The organism is Allobosea sp. GW821-FHT09G06 (assembly GCF_059416005.1).
This window is the reverse complement of sequence record NZ_JBWKOI010000001.1, coordinates 25,311-43,465: the sequence shown is the minus strand read 5'-3', so window position 1 is coordinate 43,465 and position 18,155 is coordinate 25,311. Positions and strand designations below refer to the sequence as shown.

At 66.7% G+C, this 18,155-nt stretch carries 16 protein-coding genes; 7 read left to right on the top strand and 9 right to left on the bottom strand.

The genetic code is table 11. The features are described 5' to 3' along the window. Nucleotides 1–109: 109 nt before the first annotated feature. Nucleotides 110–1,246 (top strand): DSD1 family PLP-dependent enzyme, encoded by a 1,137-nt coding sequence (locus AC07NY_RS00215; protein ID WP_492286033.1) that lies wholly within the window; start codon nucleotides 110–112, stop codon nucleotides 1,244–1,246. Nucleotides 1,247–1,465: 219 nt separating this feature from the next. Here AC07NY_RS00215 and obgE read toward each other — a convergent pair whose 3' ends face one another. Both obgE and AC07NY_RS00205 read right to left on the bottom strand, forming a co-directional pair. Beyond that, nucleotides 1,466–2,509 carry a GTPase ObgE gene (gene obgE, locus AC07NY_RS00210; protein WP_492286034.1) on the bottom strand — a complete coding sequence of 348 codons (1,044 nt, stop codon included), beginning with the start codon at nucleotides 2,507–2,509 and terminating at the stop codon, nucleotides 1,466–1,468. Nucleotides 2,510–2,553: 44 nt separating this feature from the next. After that, a complete protein-coding gene (locus AC07NY_RS00205; RefSeq protein WP_494580876.1) occupies nucleotides 2,554–3,420 on the bottom strand; it encodes a LysR family transcriptional regulator in 867 nt (288 codons plus the stop codon). A gap of 166 nt (nucleotides 3,421–3,586) precedes the next feature. On the opposite strand from AC07NY_RS00205, the gene AC07NY_RS00200 reads away from it, so the two are divergent. Continuing rightward, a complete protein-coding gene (locus AC07NY_RS00200; protein ID WP_494580874.1) occupies nucleotides 3,587–4,489 on the top strand; it encodes a DMT family transporter in 903 nt (300 codons plus the stop codon). A gap of 9 nt (nucleotides 4,490–4,498) precedes the next feature. Here AC07NY_RS00200 and AC07NY_RS00195 read toward each other — a convergent pair whose 3' ends face one another. After that, on the bottom strand, nucleotides 4,499–5,059 hold the full coding sequence (locus tag AC07NY_RS00195; RefSeq protein ID WP_494580872.1) for a dihydrofolate reductase family protein: 561 nt from the start codon (nucleotides 5,057–5,059) through the stop codon (nucleotides 4,499–4,501). A 99-nt stretch (nucleotides 5,060–5,158) separates the two neighbouring features. Between AC07NY_RS00195 and AC07NY_RS00190 the strand changes: the two genes are divergently transcribed. The 3 genes from AC07NY_RS00190 to AC07NY_RS00180 all read left to right on the top strand — a co-directional run bounded on the left by AC07NY_RS00190 (nucleotide 5,159) and on the right by AC07NY_RS00180 (nucleotide 7,519). Then, nucleotides 5,159–5,662: a winged helix-turn-helix transcriptional regulator gene (locus AC07NY_RS00190; RefSeq protein WP_494580870.1), complete on the top strand. Its 504-nt coding sequence runs from the start codon at nucleotides 5,159–5,161 to the stop codon at nucleotides 5,660–5,662. Between the two features lie 68 nt (nucleotides 5,663–5,730). After that, a complete protein-coding gene (locus AC07NY_RS00185; RefSeq protein WP_494580869.1) occupies nucleotides 5,731–6,735 on the top strand; it encodes a hypothetical protein in 1,005 nt (334 codons plus the stop codon). Nucleotides 6,736–6,847: 112 nt separating this feature from the next. Next, complete coding sequence (locus tag AC07NY_RS00180) at nucleotides 6,848–7,519, top strand: hypothetical protein (protein ID WP_492286039.1); 672 nt, start codon at nucleotides 6,848–6,850, stop codon at nucleotides 7,517–7,519. Nucleotides 7,520–7,523: 4 nt separating this feature from the next. Here AC07NY_RS00180 and AC07NY_RS00175 read toward each other — a convergent pair whose 3' ends face one another. The 3 genes from AC07NY_RS00175 to AC07NY_RS00165 all read right to left on the bottom strand — a co-directional run bounded on the left by AC07NY_RS00175 (nucleotide 7,524) and on the right by AC07NY_RS00165 (nucleotide 12,643). Further along, nucleotides 7,524–10,745 (bottom strand): efflux RND transporter permease subunit, encoded by a 3,222-nt coding sequence (locus AC07NY_RS00175; RefSeq protein ID WP_494580866.1) that lies wholly within the window; start codon nucleotides 10,743–10,745, stop codon nucleotides 7,524–7,526. A gap of 12 nt (nucleotides 10,746–10,757) precedes the next feature. Further along, a complete protein-coding gene (locus AC07NY_RS00170) occupies nucleotides 10,758–11,939 on the bottom strand; it encodes an efflux RND transporter periplasmic adaptor subunit (protein ID WP_494580864.1) in 1,182 nt (393 codons plus the stop codon). A gap of 65 nt (nucleotides 11,940–12,004) precedes the next feature. Then, on the bottom strand, nucleotides 12,005–12,643 hold the full coding sequence (locus AC07NY_RS00165; RefSeq protein ID WP_494580863.1) for a TetR/AcrR family transcriptional regulator: 639 nt from the start codon (nucleotides 12,641–12,643) through the stop codon (nucleotides 12,005–12,007). Nucleotides 12,644–12,890: 247 nt separating this feature from the next. On the opposite strand from AC07NY_RS00165, the gene AC07NY_RS00160 reads away from it, so the two are divergent. Together AC07NY_RS00160 and AC07NY_RS00155 are read left to right on the top strand one after the other, a co-directional pair. Then, nucleotides 12,891–13,694, top strand: coding sequence for a glutamine amidotransferase (locus tag AC07NY_RS00160; protein WP_494580861.1), 804 nt, complete (start codon nucleotides 12,891–12,893; stop codon nucleotides 13,692–13,694). After that, on the top strand, nucleotides 13,691–14,932 hold the full coding sequence (locus AC07NY_RS00155; protein WP_494580859.1) for an NAD(P)/FAD-dependent oxidoreductase: 1,242 nt from the start codon (nucleotides 13,691–13,693) through the stop codon (nucleotides 14,930–14,932). Before AC07NY_RS00160 ends, AC07NY_RS00155 begins: the two co-directional genes overlap by 4 nt. A gap of 187 nt (nucleotides 14,933–15,119) precedes the next feature. On the opposite strand, the gene AC07NY_RS00150 is transcribed toward AC07NY_RS00155, so the two are convergent. From AC07NY_RS00150 to sdhD, 3 genes are read right to left on the bottom strand one after another with little or no spacing between them, the layout of a single operon-like run. Continuing rightward, complete coding sequence (locus tag AC07NY_RS00150) at nucleotides 15,120–15,905, bottom strand: succinate dehydrogenase iron-sulfur subunit (RefSeq protein WP_336810200.1); 786 nt, start codon at nucleotides 15,903–15,905, stop codon at nucleotides 15,120–15,122. A gap of 9 nt (nucleotides 15,906–15,914) precedes the next feature. Then, on the bottom strand, nucleotides 15,915–17,747 hold the full coding sequence (gene sdhA, locus AC07NY_RS00145; protein ID WP_494580857.1) for a succinate dehydrogenase flavoprotein subunit: 1,833 nt from the start codon (nucleotides 17,745–17,747) through the stop codon (nucleotides 15,915–15,917). 4 nt (nucleotides 17,748–17,751) lie between these two features. Then, on the bottom strand, nucleotides 17,752–18,144 hold the full coding sequence (sdhD, locus tag AC07NY_RS00140) for a succinate dehydrogenase, hydrophobic membrane anchor protein (RefSeq protein WP_494580855.1): 393 nt from the start codon (nucleotides 18,142–18,144) through the stop codon (nucleotides 17,752–17,754). Nucleotides 18,145–18,155 lie beyond the last annotated feature (11 nt).

The following is an 18,155-nucleotide window of genomic DNA, read 5'->3' as shown; positions in this document are numbered from 1 at the left end:
ATCATGGCGGCCCGGCAAGCGCCACTGGCGCATGCCGGAACGCGAATGAGGGGCCTTGCTACCGACACGAAGCTGTCTTCCCATGGCCACAACCGACTCAGGAGACTTCATGCCGCTTTCCCCGCCGGCCCAGCCCGGCCAGAGCTTCGCCGAGATCGAAACCCCCGCACTCGTGCTCGATCTCGACGCGTTCGAGCGTAATCTCGTCGCCATGGCGGCCTTCACGCAGGCTCATGGCATCCGGCTCCGGCCCCACGCCAAGTCGCACAAGAGCCCCGAGATCGCGCTGCGCCAGATCGCCCATGGCGCGGTCGGGCAGTGCTGCCAGAAGGTCGGGGAAGCGGAAGTTCTGGTCGCCGGCGGCGTCGGTGATGTGCTGGTGACCAACGAGATCGTCGGCGCGGCCAAGCTCGATCGTCTTGCTCGCCTTGCCCGCAGCGCGAAGATCGGCCTTTGCGTCGACCATCCCGACGGCGTGCGCGAGGCGGCGGAAGCGGCCGCTCGCAACGACGTAACGCTCGATGTCTATGTCGAGATCGATGTCGGCGGCCGGCGCTGCGGCGTCGCGCCCGGCGAGGGCGCCGTTCGGCTGGCCGAAGCCATCGCGCGTTCCAACACGCTGCGCTTTGCCGGCATCCACGCCTATCACGGCTCGGCCCAGCACATGCGCTCGATCGACGAGCGCCGCGAGGCGATCGAGCGGTCAGGCCTCGCCGCCCGCAACACGGTCGAACGTCTCGCCCATGCCGGCTTGAAATGCGAAATCGTCACCGGCGCCGGCACCGGCACCCATGAGCTGGAGACGCAGTCCGGCATCTGGAACGAGATCCAGCCGGGCTCCTACATCTTCATGGACGCCGATTATGCCCGCAACCGCCAGGCCGACGGCACGCCGTTCCGCAGCTTCGAGCACGCCCTCTTCGTCCTCGCCGGCGTGATGAGCAAGCCGGTGCCGGACCGCGCCATCGTCGATGCCGGCCACAAGTCCGCGGCGGTCGATTCTGGCATGCCCGTGCCCTTCCGCCGCGAGGGCGTGATCTATACCAAGCCCTCCGACGAACACGGCGTCTTGACCGGTGACCCGGTCGCGGTGCCCCATCGCGGCGATCGCTTGCTCTTGATCCCCGGCCATTGCGACCCGACGGTCAATCTGCACGACTGGTATGTCTGCGTCCGCGGCCTGCACGGACCGGACGCTCATGTCGAAGCGCTCTGGCCGGTCGCCGCGCGCGGCGCCCTGATCTGAGCGGGCGATGCTCGCTGCGCTTATCCAGCGCCTGACAGGATTTCCGCTAAGCGACACTGCAAACAAGCGCTTTATAAATATCCTCGAAAACGCGCCGTCATCCCGGGCTTGACCCGGGATCCATCATAAAGCGCAACGCCCTTCGATGGATCCCGGAACGGCGCCGCTGATGCGGCTTGTCCGGGATGACGAAGAGGTTCCGAACAGAAACTGGAAGCCTCAGGGCCGCCAGCCGGTCTCCTCGACCGGGGCGCTCTCGCGCTCCTCCGCGCGGCGGGCTTCCTCGACGATGGCGAAGAGCGCACGCAGCGACGCATCGACGCCCTCGCCCGAAGCAGACGAGAGGATGATCGGCATGCGCTTAGCCGCCCGCTTCAGCCGCGCAACCTGCTCCTTGAGCACCTCCGGCGTCAGCGCATCGACCTTGGAGAGCGCGACGATCTCCGGCTTCTCGGCCAGCCCCTCGCCATAGGCCTCCAGCTCCTCGCGCACGGTCTTGTAGGCCTTGCCGGCATGCTCGCTGGTGCCCTCGACCAGATGCAGCAGCACGCGGCAGCGCTCGATATGACCGAGGAAGCGGTCGCCGAGGCCATGGCCCTCATGCGCGCCCTCGATCAGGCCGGGGATATCGGCCAGCACCATCTCGCGGCCGTCGACGCGCACGACGCCGAGGCCGGGATGCAGCGTCGTGAACGGATAATCGGCGATCTTCGGCTTCGCCGCCGTGACGGTGGCGAGGAAGGTCGACTTGCCGGCATTGGGCAGGCCGACGAGGCCGGCATCGGCGATCAGCTTCAGCCTGAGCCAGACCCAGCGCTCCTCGCCTGGCAGGCCGGGATTGGCATGGCGCGGCGCCTGGTTGGTCGCCGTCTTGAAATAGGCGTTGCCGAAGCCGCCATTGCCGCCCTTGCACAAAACGAAGCGCTGGCCGGGCTCGGTCAGGTCGGCGACCTTGGTCTCGCCATCCTCCTCGAGGATCTCGGTGCCCGGCGGGACCTTCAGCACGATCGCCTGCGAATTCGCGCCATGGCGGTCCTTGCCCATGCCGTGCTCGCCGGTCTTGGCCTTGAAATGCTGCTGGAAGCGGAAATCGATCAGCGTGTTCAGGCCCTGCACGCATTCGACGACGATATCGCCGCCGCGCCCGCCGTCGCCGCCATTGGGCCCGCCGAACTCGATGAATTTTTCGCGGCGGAAGGAGACGCAGCCGGCGCCGCCGTCACCCGCCTTCACATAGATCTTGGCTTGGTCGAGGAATTTCATGCTGTTTCACTAGTGATGAGCGGAGGAAAGGGCAATGGACCGGATCACGCCGCCTGCCGGAAAGCGCTCATCTCTTCGCGGAGCGCGTCAGCGAAGCGCTGCGCCGCCAGCCCGGGACGCGGCGCCATGATCAGCCCGACCGTGAGTTCGAACAGCGGCGGCAGCCCCTCGGCCGCGCCAAGCCGGCGCAGCGAGGGCGGCACGGCGCTTTCCGTGATCGCGGTGACGCAAAAACCGCCCTCCACCGCCGAGAGCACGCCGGAGGTGTGCGAACAGGAGAAGACGAGGCGATGCGCTTTGCCTGCACTGTTCAGCGCCCCGAGGATGCGCGAGCGCGCCCGGCAGCCCTCGGAGAACAGGGCGAGCGGCAAGGTCTCCTGCAGCTCCGGCCGGTGGCCGCGTGCCGCAACCCAGATCATCGGCTCGCGCCGGAGCACCTCGCCCATCGGCCGGCTCGGGTCCTGCGAGACCACCGCGAGATCGAGCTCGCCCGCCTTGAGCGCCGGCTCGATCCGCTTCGAAAGATCGCAATGGACCTCGAGCTCGACCTTTGGATGCTCCACCGCGAAGCGCGCGATCAGCGGCCTGAGATAGGCATCCATGTAATCGTCGGGCACGCCGATGCGCAGGCGCCCCGTCGGCGTCTCGCCGGCCAGATCGGCCAGCGCCTCGCGCTCGACCGCGAGCAGGCGCCGCGCATGGGCGAGCAGGCGTTCGCCCGCATCGGTCGGCGTGACGCCACGACGCGAGCGCTCCAGCAGCTTGTGGCCGAGCTGGTTCTCCAGGTCCTGGATGCGCACCGAGATCGCCGATTGCGTCCGGCCGAGCCGGGTGCTCGCCGCGGTGAAGCCGCCGGTCTCCGCCACGGCCACCAGCATGCCGAGTGCGGCAAGGTCGAAATGTGCGGTCATGACGTGCCTCCTCGGGACATCAGCGATCGATCGGTTTTAAGAATGGTTAAATCAGAATAATCCGTTTTTCCGATTGAAGGAAGCGGCCTATATCATCGAGCGAACGAAGCCGAGCAGACCGCGCCGTCGCGGCCGAAGCTGGCTTCACCAATCGTCAGAAGACGCCATGTCCGCCCCTGCCATTCCCGTCCGGCCCACATCGCCTGCGCTGGCCATGTTCATCGCGCTGCTCACCGGCGCCACCTGCATCGGCTTTTCCGGCATCTTCGTGCGCCTTGCCGATGTTGGCCCGGCCGCGGCCGGCTTCTGGCGCATGCTCTTCGCGCTGCCGGTGCTGGTCGCCTGGACCGCGCTGGAGCAGCGCCGGCCGGCGGGCGAAAAGATCGGCCGCGGCGCCTTCATCGCGGTCGCGCTGGCCGGCCTCACCTTCGGCATCGACGTCACGCTCTACAATGCCGCCCTCGGCCATACGACAATTGCGAACGCCTCGCTGCTCGGCAATCTCTCACCGGTCGGCGTCGTGCTCGGCGGCTGGCTCTTGCTCGGCGACAGGCCGTCGCGGCGCATCCTCGGCGCGCTGATGCTGGCGGTTGCCGGCGCGATCCTGCTGGTGCTGCCGAAATTCACCGGCGCCGAACAGGTCACCGGCAATCTCTTCGGCGACGGGCTCGCCGTCGGCGCAGCCCTGTCCTATGCCGCTTATATCCTGGCGGTGCGCCGCGCCCGCGACGGCGCCGGTGCCGGCTATGTCAGCCTCGTCTCCAGCATCATCTGCGCCGTGTTCTGCCTCGCCGCCGCGCTGATGCTGGGTGAGCAGGTCGTCCCGGCGAGCCTGCAGGGCTGGCTCGCGGTCGCAGCGCTGGGCCTCGTCTCGCATGCGCTCGGCCAGGGCCTGATCACGCTCTCGCTCGGCAGCTATGGTGCCGGTGCCGCCTCGCTCGTCATGGTCTGGCCGGCGCTGGTCAGCGTGCTCGCCGCCTGGGCGCTCTTCGGCGAGCAGCCGACCCCGGTCCAGGCCTTCGGCGGCGTCGCCATTCTCGCTGCCGTGCTGATGGTCCGGCGCGGCTGAGCCGTCCTATCAGGCCGCAGCCTTGACGCCATAATGCAGGATCACGGTCCCGTTCTTGAGCGAGCGGGCCGCGATCAGCGCGTAGTGACGCTTCTCCGCGTTCGGCTTGAACAGGGGCGTGCCCTGGCCGATCGTGACCGGCGCGACCGCGATCATGACCTCGTCAACGAGGCCGGCCGCCAGCAACGACTCCATCAGCTCCGCGCTGCCAAAGACATAGATGTCCCTACCGGGCTCGGCTTTCCGGCGCGCGATCTCGCCGATGATATCCGCCGTCACCGTGGTGTTGTTCCAGTCGGAGCCAGTGAGGCTGCGTGAGGCCACGAGCTTCGGCAGGGCGTTCATGAAGGCCTTGGTCTCGCCCTCCTCCTGGGTCGAGGTCCAATAGGCCTTCATCCCCTCATAGGTAACGCGGCCGAAGACCAACAGCCCGGCCTTGCGGCCGAAATCGCTGCTCAGCTCGGAGAGTTCCTCGCCCCAGGCGTCCTCATGGAAGCCGAGATCCCACTTCTCCTTGCCCTCGAAGAACCCTTCCAGCGTCATCAGATTCCAGACGATCACCTTGGCCATCGTGTCCTCCTGCTGTGTCCGCTTAAACCAGTTTCGATTTGCAACTGGTTGATGGGTAATGAAACCGCTCCTATATTGCAAGCGGTTTTGGAGACGAGCATGCGCGAGACCGGCCGTTCGGGCTGTCCGATCAATCTGACGCTGGAAATCCTGGGGGATCGCTGGAGCCTGATCGTGCTTCGCGACATCATGTTCGGCAACCGCCGGCATTTTCGCGAGATGCTGGCGAAATCGGACGAGGGCATCGCCTCGAATATCCTCGCCGACCGCCTGAAGCGCCTCGTCGAGAAAGGCCTGCTCTCGCGCCGCGACGACGCCACGCACAAGCAGAAGGCGATCTACAGCCTGACCGAGATGGGTATCGCGCTCGTCCCGGTCTTCGCCGCAATGGGCGAATGGGGCCGGAACTTCCTGCCGGTGACCGAGGAACTCTCGATCCGCGCCGAACTCCTCAGTGAAGGCGGCCCGGCGCTGTGGGAGCGCTTCATGCAGGAGCTGAGACATCTCCATCTCGGCGCGCCCAAACCTGAACAATCCGTGCTCGACGAACTGACACAGGCCTATCGTGACGCGCTGGCGCGGCGGCAGGCCATGGCGGACTGAAACCCGCCCGAACTTATCCCCGCCTGCCGTAGCGGCATGACAATGGGGCTCCCGTCCAGGAGCCTCTCATGCCGATCCTCCATCGCCCCCATGCCGATCGCGAGCTTCGCGTCGCCCGGCTTCGCCTGCTGCGGCTGCGCGACGAGCTTTGCCTGCTCCGGCGCGATCATTGGCGCCGCAAGTACAACCCGAACCAGCCGCGCGTCCCCTCCGGCGATGCCGGCGGCGGACAATGGACCAGCGGCGCGGGCGGAGGTGGCGGCTCCGCTGTAAACAACCCCGAGCTGCCGGGCTTCGGTTCGACCGACGCGGACGCCGGCTGGGCCTCGCTCGGCGAGGGCTGGAACGAGGATGGCTCGATCTTCGAACAGGCTGTCACGGACGGCCAGGGCACGACGATCCGGTCGGAATACGCCGCCTCACGCGCCGCCGGCTTCGACGAACGCCAGACCGTCATCGACCGCGATGGCAACAAGACCAGCTTCGAAACGGCCGGCAACGTCCAGTCGATCTATCAAGGCGGCCCCGACGGCGATCTCGTCGCCCGCACGATCTGGACGCCGTCCGGGCCCGAACCGGATTCGACGGTGCAGCCGGCGTTCGCGCCTCTTGTCGCCGCGCCGACCATCGTCACCGGCGGAGCCGTCCTGTTCGGCTGGATGTCGCCGCTCAACGGCATCGACGGCCGGCAGGCCGTCATGGGCTTCAACGTCCGTGAGTACCAGCCGGGAGACGCCACGAACGGCAAGCTCGACCTCAGCTATTCCGGGCGCGTCAGCAATGAGGAAGCCGAGCTGGCCTGCCAGCGCTGGCCGGACGTCCGGGAACTGACGGATCGCGCGGCCAATGCCGCCGGCTCTCCGGATCTCTATCCATCGCGAGCCATTTACGGAACCGCAGTCCACTCACGTTTCAAGAACTATATGGACGAGCGCTACGAGCCTTATTTCAAGGCGGAGCAATCATTCCTCAAGGAAGTCAGTGAGGGAGCGGGAGAAAGCTCGGCACGCTATGGGTATGTGTGGACGCCTATGAGTATCGCCAGGATGGAACCCTTTGTGTCTATGATCTGAAAACCGGCAAAGCTGGTCTGTCCGACCGACGGGCTGAGCTTCTCGCCAATGCAGCAAAATTGGGCTTCGGGCCGATCCGACGTGTGCTTGTCATTGAGGTGAGGCCGAAGCAATGACGACGAAGAGGCAGATCAAGAAAGTTCTGGAGGCCGTCGCGTCACGTCATGACGACCTGATCGTAAGAGGCCCCTTCATCGTTCTGGCACCGCTACGGCATGTGCTTCGCTCGATATCCATCGACCGAAGCTGGAATGCTGACTATCCACGCTTCTATTGGCATATCGGCCACGCTTTCAATCCTTTCGGATCGCTTCAAGGTCTGTGTGCCGATATTTTCTGGCTGCCCAAGGAAGGCCCACGCTTCTGGTCGGAACCCGGCTTTACCGAGGCTGTCATCGAGACATTCGAGCATCGTATCCTGCCGATGCTGCGCCGGGTGCAATCGATCGAGGATATGTTCCACGTCGAAGGCGAGCCGCGTTCTTATGAGTACGACAACTGGTTGAACCACTACGAACCCTATCAAATCCATATGCATGCTGCATTTGGACGCTTCGATGAAGCTGCTGCCGTCTACGAAAAGATCAAGGACTGGCACCTCATGATGAAGAACTGGCGGCAGCCGGAGTTCAGATATGCAAGCCAGCTCGGCGCCCTCGTCGCCGCAAAGGACCGCGAGGGGGTCATAGCCTTACTCCACGACTGGGAAGAGGAGTTTGCCCGCAGGAAAGACCTCCTCCCCATCTACGAGCGCACGCCCTTCCCGCTCGAACTCCAGCCCTGACGCCTCACTCCGCCGCCAGCCGCGGCGGAGCCGGCTTCGACATCGCTTCCGCCGTCGCGATCGCGGGGGCCGCGTGCTCGTCGATCGGCTCCCACTGGCTTTCGTCCTCGGCCTTGCCCAGGAAGCGGCCGAAGAGCCAGCCCGTCGCCCGCGAGAGATCGTCCATCACCATGTAGAAGGACGGCACGAAGACGAGCGAGAGTACGGTCGAGACGATCAGGCCGCCGATCACCGCGATCGCCATCGGCGCGCGGAACTCGCCGCCGTCGCCGACGCCATAGGCCGAGGGCAGCATGCCCGCCGCCATCGCGATCGTGGTCATCAGGATCGGCCTTGCCCGCTTGCGGCCGGCCTCGATCAGCGCCGTGAAGCGGTCCTTGCCGCGCCCGACCTCCTCGACCGCGAAATCGACCAGCATGATCGCGTTCTTGGTGACGATGCCCATCAGCATGAGCAGGCCGATATAGACCGGCATCGAGACAGCGTTGTTAGTCGCGAGCAGCGCGATCACCACGCCGCCGAAGGAGAGTGGCAGCGAGAGCAGGATGGTGATCGGCTGGAAGACCGAGCCGAACAGCAGGATCAACACCGCCAGGACCAGCATCAGGCCGGTCGTCATCGCGGTGATAAAACCCTGCACGACCTCGCCCTGGATCTCGGCATCGCCGGTCGCGGCGATCCAGACTCCGTCCGGCAGGCCGACTTCCTTGACGATCTCCTGGAACTTGTCCTGGGCGGTTCCGAGTTCGAAGCCGCGCTTCAGGTCGGCGCCGATCTGGGCGCGGCGGACGCGGTCATAGCGGTCGATCGAGCTCGGTCCCTCGCCGAAGCCAATATCGGCCACCGCCGTCATCGGGATCGAGACGCCGGTCGCGTTGGTCACGCGCAAGGCGGCGATGTTGCGCATGTCGGTGCGGGCGGCCTCGTCGAGCTGCACGCGGATCGGCACCAGCCGGTCGCCCGCATTGAACTTGGCGAGGTTCGGGCCGACATCGCCGATCGTCGCGACGCGCACCGCTTCCGAGATCGCCTCGGGCGTGACGCCGAGATTGGCGGCCTCCTCCAGCTTCGGCGTGACGCGCAATTCCGGCCGGCTCAGCGAGCCCGCCGTCGCGACGTTGAGATAGCCGTCGACCTGGCGCATCCGCGCCTCGATCTTGGCGACCGCGGCATCGAGCGCCTCGCCGTCCTTCGACAGGATCGAGAAGGCCATCTCGCGCTCGCCGCGCTCGTTGACATACCAGGCGCGCACATCCGGCACGCTGGCGAGCTTCTCGGCGATCGTGACCTTGAGTTCCTTCTGGGCGATGTCGCGCTCGGCCTTGGGCTTGAGCAGGATGAAGACGGAGGCGCGGCGCACCTCGCGTTGTCCGGTCGGCGAGGCCCCGCCGAGCACGAAGACGTCACGCACTTCGGGAATCGTCTTCAGGACATCGACGAGCTTGTCGGTGGTGACGCGGGTGTCCTCCAGCATCGAGCCCGGCGGCAGTTCGACCGAGGCCACGACGCGCGAGGTGTCCTCGTCCGGGATGAAGCCGGTCGGCAGCATCTGCGTCGCCTGGATCGAGCCGATCAGGAACATGAAGCCGACCACCAGCGTCGCATAGGCCGTGTTGAACGGTAGGGTGCGCCAGCGCCCGGTACCGTCGAAGCGCGGGAAGAACGGCATGCGCCGCTTCTTCAGCGTGTTCTTGAGCAGGCCGACATAGGCGCCCATGACCCAGCCGTCCTTCGGATCGGCATGGTCGACCGGCCGCATCAGATAGGCCGCCATCATGGGCGTGATCAGGCGCGCGACGAGCAGCGAGAACAGCACCGCGACCGCGACCGTCAGGCCGAACTGCCGGAAATACTGGCCGGCGACGCCGCCCATGAAGGAAACGGGCGCGAAGATCGCGACGATGGTCAGCGTGATCGCGATGACCGCGAGCCCGATCTCGTCGGCCGCTTCCATCGCGGCGCGATAGGGCGATTTGCCCATCTTCATATGCCGGACGATGTTCTCGATCTCGACGATGGCGTCGTCGACGAGAATGCCGGTCACCAGCGTGATGCCGAGCAGGCTGACGAGGTTCAGCGAGAAGCCCATCAGCTCCATCGCCCAGAAGGTCGGAATGGCCGAAAGCGGCAGCGCGACCGCGGTGATCAGCGTCGCCCGCCAGTTGCGCAGGAACAGGAAGACGACGAGGACGGCAAGCCCTGCGCCCTCCAGCAGCGTTTCCATCGCCGCCTTGTAGTTCCCGTAGGTATAGGCGACGGCGTCGTCGATCGGCGTGATCTTGATGTCGGGGAAGCGCTTGTTCAGTTCCTCGACGCGCTGCGCCACCACATCCTTGACCGACAATTCGCTCGACCCCTTCGAGCGGAACACCGCGAAGGTCACGACCGGGCTCTTGTTCAGACGGCCGAAGGCGCGCGGCTCGGAATTGGAATCCTCGACGCGGCCGAGTTCCTTCAGGCGGACCTCGCGCCCGCCCGAGAGCGTGATCTTGGTCTCGGCCAGCTCGGCGACGGTCCGCGCACCGGCGAGCGTACGGATCGCCTGCTCCTGCCCGCCGACCTCGCCGCGCCCGCCGGCCAGATCGACATTGGTCGCGCGGATCTGGCGGTTGACCTCACCGGCGGTGATGCCGAGCGCGAGCAGCCGGTCGGGATCGAGCGAGATGCGGATTTCGCGGTCGACGCCGCCATAGCGCTCGACCCGGCCGACGCCCTTCAGCCCCTGCAATTCGCGCGCGACGACATCGTCGACATGCCAGGAGAGCTGCTCCAGCGTCATGCCGGCCGAGGCCGCGCCATAGGTCAGGATCGACTGGCCCTCGACATCGATGCGCTGGATGATCGGCTCGTCGATCGTACGCGGCAGGTCCGCCCGGATCTTGGCGATGGCGTCCTTGACGTCGTTGACGGCCCGGTCGGTATTGGTTTCCAGCCGGAACTCGATCAGCGTCAGCGACTGGCCGTCGGTCAATGTCGAGGTGACGTGCTTGACGCCTGTGATGTTGGCGACCGTGTCCTCGACGCGCTTGCTGACCTGGCTTTCGAGTTCGGCCGGCGCAGCGCCGGACTGCGTCACGGTGACCGAGACCAGCGGCACGTCGATATTCGGGAAGCGCGTGACCGGCAGCTTCGAGAAGGCGAGCAGCCCGAGCACGCAGAGCACGACGAAGAGCAGGATCGCCGGAACCGGCTTCCGGATCGACCAGGCGGAGAAATTGACGTTCATGGAATATGTCCGTCAGTTCGTCGCGACGGGCGTGATCATGTCGCCGTCGCGCACGAAGGTGCCCGCGCGTGCCACGACCGTCTCGCCCTCGATGATGCCGCTCGCGATCTCGGCGCGGCCATGGCCGACGAGCCCGAGCGTCACCGGCTTGGTCGTGACCTTGCCGTCCTTCACGGACTGCACGGTCGCACCGGCGCGGTTATAGGTGATGGCCGAAAGCGGCAGGGTCACGGCACGCTTGCGGCCGGTCTCGATGACCCCGCGCGCGAAGGAGCCGATCGCGACCGGCGGGTTGCCGTCGAGCGCGACGAGGACGCGGCCGAGCCGCGAGGCCTTGTCGACCTCCGGCATGATCAGGCGGATCGTGCCCGCCAGCGCGTCATTGGCACCGGCCGGGGTCACCGCGACGCCCTGCCCGAGCTTGAGCTTGGGAAGCTCGACCTCGGCGACCTGCGCCTCCAGCTCCACCGCGCCGTCGGCGATGATCCGGAACAGCGGGTCGGTCTGCGGCAGCATGCTCGCCATCGCGCCGAGCCGCGCCGTGCGCCGGCTGACGATGCCGGCGCGCGGCGCCTTGATCTCGGTGCGCGCGAGCTTGACGGTGATGTCCTTGCCCTGCGCCTGCGCCAAAGCGAGGTCGGCGCTGGCGATCGCCAGGGCCTGCCGGGCCGAATTGGCCCGGGCCTCGCCCGAGCGCGCCGCCGCGGCGCGCTGGTCGAACATCTCGATGCTGGCATTGCCGCTCTCGCGCAGAGACTTGGTGCGGTCGAAGGCATTATTGGCCTGAACGAGATTAGCATCGGCCTCGGCGATCTGGGCCTTGGCCTGGGCGATCAGCGCCTCGGCACGCGCGATCTGGGCGTCATTCTGAACCTTCTGCACCTCGAGCGTCGTCCGGCTCAGCCGGGCCAGCACTTGCCCACGCGCAACCTTGTCGCCCTCCTCCGCCAGCAATTCGACGATCGACAACCCGTCGACCTCCGGCGCGACCAGGATCTCGTCACGCGCGACGATCGAGCCGGAAACGACCACGCTCTGGACGATCTCCGTGGTCTGCGCCTGCGTCACCGTGACGGAGGGGCCGGTGGTCGCAGGCGCGGCCGGCGCGGCGGTCTGGGCCTGCAGCGGCAGCGGCGCGGCCAGCAGGGCCAGCGCGACCATCGCCTTGAGCGGAACGATCGAACGAAGGGACATCGGAGGGAATCCTGTTGCGGCCATCAGGCCGGACGGAAGCGGGGAAAGCCCGGTGGAAGCAGAGATCACGGCTGCGTCTCCGTTTCGGGCAGGAGCATGGTCTGGGAAAGCTGGCGCATGCCGTCGAAGAGTGTGTCGGCCGCTGCCACGACATCGAAATTCGGGTCCATCGCCCGCCGGCAGAAGAAGCCGTCCGCCATCATCGAGATCGCCATAAGGAAGCGGCCCTCATCGAGCCGCGGCGACAACTCGCCATTGGACTTGGCTTCGCGGATCGCAGCCGCGAGACCGTCGATCACGGTGCTCTCGATATCCGCGCACATCCGCGCCATGCCGGGATTGCGCGCGGCCTCGGCCCAGATCTGCACGGCGATCACCGCCTTCTCGCGCGGCTGGTCCACGAGATGCTTGCGGCCGAGCGCCTCCAGCTGATCGAGCAGCGAGCCGTTATTCGGACAGAGCTTGCCGAAATCCTCCGCGATCAGGCTGCGGTCGCGCTCGGTCATGCCCTCGATGATCGCGTCCTTCGAGGAGAAATAGCGGTAGAGATTGCCTGGGCTCATGCCGGCTTCAGCCGCGACATCCTGCATCGTCGCCGCATGGAAACCGGCGCGCGCGAAGACGCGCTCGGCCGCGTCGAGGATGCGGATGTGCCGCTCCGACAGGACGGACTCGGGCGAAGAGGCGGGAACCACGGGTGACATGTGAACTCGAAACGATGAGAATGAATGTTCATTCTCATCTCAGATAAGGCGGCGAACGTCAAGCTGAGCGCCCTCGCGACCCCTGTCGCGGCGATAAGCAAGCCGAAGATTGCCGGACGGTTGCCGCATTCCGGCGCATAAATTGCTTGCTTCGTCCCGTCTGGAACCGCATGCTCGGGAGCGATCTGGCATGGCTTCGCGCGCCGTCCCTCCCCGACGTTCCGCGCGAGCGACCTTGAAGTCCGTGATGAACGACCACGCCTTCCCCCTGCGCCCGGCCGGCCGCACCCGCTCCCCCCTCACCACCCGCAGGCCAAGGCCCGCACCGAAGCCGGTGCTGGTCGTGCTGCATCAGGAGCATTCGACGCCCGGCCGCGTCGGCCGTCTGCTGCAGGCGCGCGGTCATGCGCTCGACATCCGCAAGCCGCGCTTCGGCGATCCGCTGCCGCAGACCATGCGCGAGCATGCCGGCGCGGTGATCTTCGGCGGGCCGATGGGCGCGAACGATCCCGAGGATTTCATCAAGGCCGAGATCGACTGGATCGGCACCTGCCTGAAGGAGGATGCCGCCTTCCTCGGCATCTGCCTGGGTGCGCAGATGCTGGCGAAGCACATGGGCGCGCGCGTCTATACCCATGGCGAGGGCCGTGCCGAGGTCGGCTATTACCCGCTCGCCGTTACCGATGCCGGTCGCGCCCATGCCGCGACGGCCGGTTTCGCCTGGCCCGGCACGGTCTATCAGTGGCATCGCGACGGCTTCGACTGCCCGAACGGGGCGGAGTGCCTCGCGACCGGCGGAGATTTCCCGGTCCAGGCCATCCGCGCCGGCTCGAAGGCCTATGGCATCCAGTTCCACCCCGAAGTGACGCCGGCGATGATGTATCGCTGGTCGGTGCGCGGCTATGAGCGCACGCTGATGCCCGGCGCCCAGCTCGGCCACACCCATGTGCCCGGCTGGTTCCAGCACGACCCGGCGATCCGGCTCTGGCTCGACGCCTTCCTCGACCATTGGCTGAAGGAGCCGGCGGAAGCCGGAACGACATCGCCTTGACCCGTACAGCTCTCGTTCTCGGCGCCGGCATGGTCGGCGTCTCCTGCGCGCTCGCGCTCCAGAAGCGTGGGCTAGCGGTCACGCTGATCGATCGCAAGGCACCCGGCCGCGAAACCTCCTACGGCAATGCCGGCGTGCTCGCGGCCTCCTCGATCGTGCCGCTCAACAACCCCTCGCTCTACGCCAAGATCACCGGCTATCTCGGCAACCGCCATCCGGCGCTCAACCTGAGCTGGGCCCGCGCCTTCAGCCGGCCGGGCTGGCTCTTGCGCTTCCTCTGGGAGGCCCGGCCCTCGCAGGCCAAGGCCCGTATCGCCGCGTTGCAGGCGCTGACGGAAAGCACCGTCGAACGCCACCGCGCCCTGATGGCCGAGGCCGGCGTGTCGCACCGCCTGCGCGAGACCGGTACGCTCAAGCTCTGGCGCAGCGAGGCCGGTCATGACGCCGCCCGGGCCGAACATGATTTCCTGAAGAGCCACGGCATCGAGTCGCAGGTTCTCGACCGGCAGGGCATTTCCGGCATCGAACCCAGCCTGAACCCGATCTTCCCGGCGGGGCTCCTGATCCCCTGCGTCGGTTCGGTCGATTCCCCCGGCGCCGTCACCGAAGCCTATGCGGCGCTCTTCGCCCAGCGCGGCGGCCGGATCGAGCGGGCCGCGATCACCGGCCTCGCCCGCAACGGCAATGGCTGGCGCGCGAGCACCGCTTCGGGCTCGTTCGAGGCCGATCTCGCGGTCGTCGCTCTCGGCCCCTGGAGTGGCGACCTGCTGAAGCCGCTCGGCATCGATCCGAAGCTCGATGTCGAGCGCGGCTATCACCGCCATCTCAAGCCGGAAGCCGGCACCGGCCTGTCGCGGCCGATCTACGATGTTGACGGCGCCTATTACATGGCGCCGATGGAGCAGGGTTTTCGCGTCACCAGTGGCGTCGACCTGTCCTTCCGCGACGCAGCCGACGAGCACCGCCAGATCGACGGCGCGACCGCCGCGGCGCGCGAGGCCTTCCCGCTCGGCGAGGTCGTCGGCGAAACCTGGCGCGGCGCCCGGCCGACCCTACCGGATTCCCTGCCGATGATCGGCGAGGCGCCCCGCAACCCCGGGCTCTGGCTCGCCTTCGGCAACCAGCATATCGGCTTCTCGACCGGCCCGATCACCGGCGAATTGATCGCCGCGATGGTCTGCGGCGAGAAGCCGCCGATCGACCCGACGCCGTTCCGTCCGGGGCGCTATATTTCCTGAAGGTGTCATCCCGCACGCGCTGCGGCACGTCAGTGCTGCTGCGCAGATGCGGGACCGCCCTCAGGAGAGGGCGCCTCTTTCAATGAAAAAGCGCGCCCTCATGAGAGAACGCGCTCTTATCGGAGAACGATCCCGTGTCTGCGCAGCGGCATTGCATGCCGCAGCGCGCACGGGATGACACCCTGCATCAAACCTGGCGGGCGACCATCATCTTCTTGACCTCCGCGATCGCCTTGGCCGGGTTCAGGCCCTTCGGGCAGGCATTCGCGCAGTTCATGATGGTGTGGCAGCGATAGAGCCGGAAGGGGTCTTCCAGATTGTCGAGCCGCTCGCCGGTCGCCTCGTCACGGCTATCGATCAGCCAGCGATAGGCCTGCAGCAACGCGGCGGGACCGAGATAGCGGTCGCCGTTCCACCAGTAGCTCGGGCAGGAGGTCGAGCAGCAGGCGCAGAGGATGCACTCGTAGAGCCCGTCGAGCTTCTCGCGGTCGTCCTTGGCCTGGCGCCATTCCTTCTCGGGGGCTGGCGTCGTGGTCTGCAGCCAAGGCTCGATCGAGGCGTGCTGGGCATAGAAGCGCGTCAGGTCCGGCACGAGGTCCTTGACCACGGGCATGTGCGGCAGCGGGTAGATCGCGACCTTGCCCTTGGCGCCGCACTCGTCGATGCCGGTGGTGCAGGCGAGACCGTTCTTGCCGTCCATGTTCATGGCGCAGGAGCCGCAGATGCCCTCGCGGCAGGAGCGGCGGAAGGTCAGCGTCGGGTCGACCTTGTTCTTGATCCAGATCAGCGCGTCGAGAACCATCGGCCCGCAATCGTCGCGATCGACATAATAGGTGTCGGTGCGCGGGTTCTCGGTGTCGTCCGGGCTCCAGCGATAGACCTTGAACTCGGTCAGCTTCTTGGCGCCGGCCGGCTTCGGCCAGGCCTTGCCCTCGACGAGGCGGGAGTTCTTCGGGAGATTGAATTCAGCCATCGGAGTCCCTCAGTACACCCGTGCCTTGGGCTTGATGTACTCGATGTCGTTGGACATCGTGTAAGTGTGCACCGGCCGGTCATCGAGCGTGATCGTGCGCTTCTCGTCGTCGATCCAGGCGAGCGTGTGCTTCATCCAGTCCTTGTCGTCGCGGTTCGGATAGTCCTCGCGGGCGTGAGCCCCGCGGCTTTCCGGACGGTTCAGCGCCGAGTCCATGGTGACGACCGCCTGGGTGATCAGGTTGTCGAATTCCAGGGTCTCGATCAGGTCGGAATTCCAGATCAGCGAGCGGTCCTTGGTGCCGACGTCCACGATGCCGTTCCAGACCTCGTGTATGAGCTTGTGACCCTCTTCGAGCGTGTCACCCTCGCGATAGACGGCGCAGTTGTTCTGCATCGTCCGCTGCATCCGGTCGCGCAGCACCGCGGTCGGCGTGCCGCCGGAGGCGTTGCGGTACTTGTCGAGGCGGGTCAGCGCGAGGTCCGAGGAGTTCTTCGGCAATTCAGGCTGCTTTTCGCCCGCCGTCACCGTGTCGGCGCAGCGCAAGCCGGCCGCGCGGCCGAACACGACGAGGTCGATAAGCGAGTTGGAACCGAGGCGGTTGGCGCCGTGGACGGAGACGCAGGCCGCCTCGCCGATCGCCATCAGGCCCGGCACCACCGTGTCCGGATCGCCGCCGACCTTGGTCAGCACTTCCCCGTGATAGTTCGTGGGGATGCCACCCATGTTGTAGTGCACCGTCGGCAGGACCGGGATCGGCTCGCGGGTCACGTCCACGCCGGCGAAGATCTTGGCGCTCTCCGAGATGCCGGGCAGGCGCTCGTGCAGGATCTTCGGATCGAGATGGTCGAGATGCAGGTAGATATGGTCCTTGTCCTTGCCGACGCCGCGGCCGGCCCGGATCTCCATCGTCATCGAACGCGAGACGACGTCGCGCGAGGCGAGATCCTTGGCCGAGGGGGCATAGCGCTCCATGAAGCGCTCGCCCTCGGAATTGGTGAGGTAGCCGCCCTCGCCGCGCGCACCTTCCGTGATCAGGCAGCCCGAACCGTAGATGCCGGTCGGGTGGAACTGCACGAACTCCATATCCTGCATCGGCAGGCCGGCGCGCAGCACCATGCCGCCGCCGTCGCCGGTGCAGGTATGCGCCGAGGTCGCGGAGAAATAGGCGCGGCCATAGCCGCCGGTCGCCAGGATCGTCTGCTGGGCGCGGAAGCGATGCAGCGTGCCGTCATCGAGCTTGAGCGCGATCACGCCGCGGCAATGGCCGTCCTCGTCCATGATCAGGTCGATGGCGAAATACTCGATGAAGAACTCGGTATTGTAGCGCAGCGCCTGACCATAGAGCGTGTGCAGCATGGCGTGGCCGGTACGGTCGGCCGCGGCGCAGGTGCGCTGGGCCGGCGGGCCCTCGCCGAATTCGGTGGTCATGCCGCCGAAGGGGCGCTGGTAGATGCGGCCGTCCTCGGTGCGCGAGAAGGGCACGCCCCAGTGCTCGAGCTCGTAGACGGCAGCCGGCGCGTTGCGCACGAGATATTCGATGGCGTCCTGGTCGCCGAGCCAGTCCGACCCCTTCACGGTGTCGTACATGTGCCACTGCCAGGTGTCCTTGCCCATGTTGCCGAGCGAGGCGGCGACGCCGCCCTGCGCCGCGACGGTGTGCGAGCGGGTCGGGAATACCTTGGTGATGCAGGCGGTGCGCAGGCCCGCCTGCGAGCAGCCGACCGTGGCGCGAAGGCCGGCGCCGCCGGCACCGACGACGACGACGTCGAAGGTATGGTCGGTGATCGGATAGGCGGTGCCGGTATAGGCCGGGACCGGGCGGGACTTGGTGATCGCCATCGGATCAGCCTCCAAAAGACAGCTTCAGCACCGCGTAGACGCTGGCGGCGCCGACGGCGATGGCGAAGAAGGTGTTGCCCATCACGGCGAGGATCTTGAGACCCTCGTTCGTGACGTAATCCTCGATAACGACCTGCATCCCCAGACGCATATGGACGCAGGCCGAGAGGATGAAGAGCAGCATTAGGATCGCGACGAGCGGATGCGACAGAAGCGCGACCGCGGCCGGATAGGGCCGACCGACCAGCGCGATGACGATACCGATGAAGATGATCGTCAGGATCAGGTTCGAGACGGCGGTGACACGCTGCAGCCAGAAATGGCCGGTGCCGGACTTGGCGGAGCCGAGGCCGCGAACGCGGCCGAGCGGGGTGCGCATCGAGGAATTGGACAGCATGGCGCGGCTCC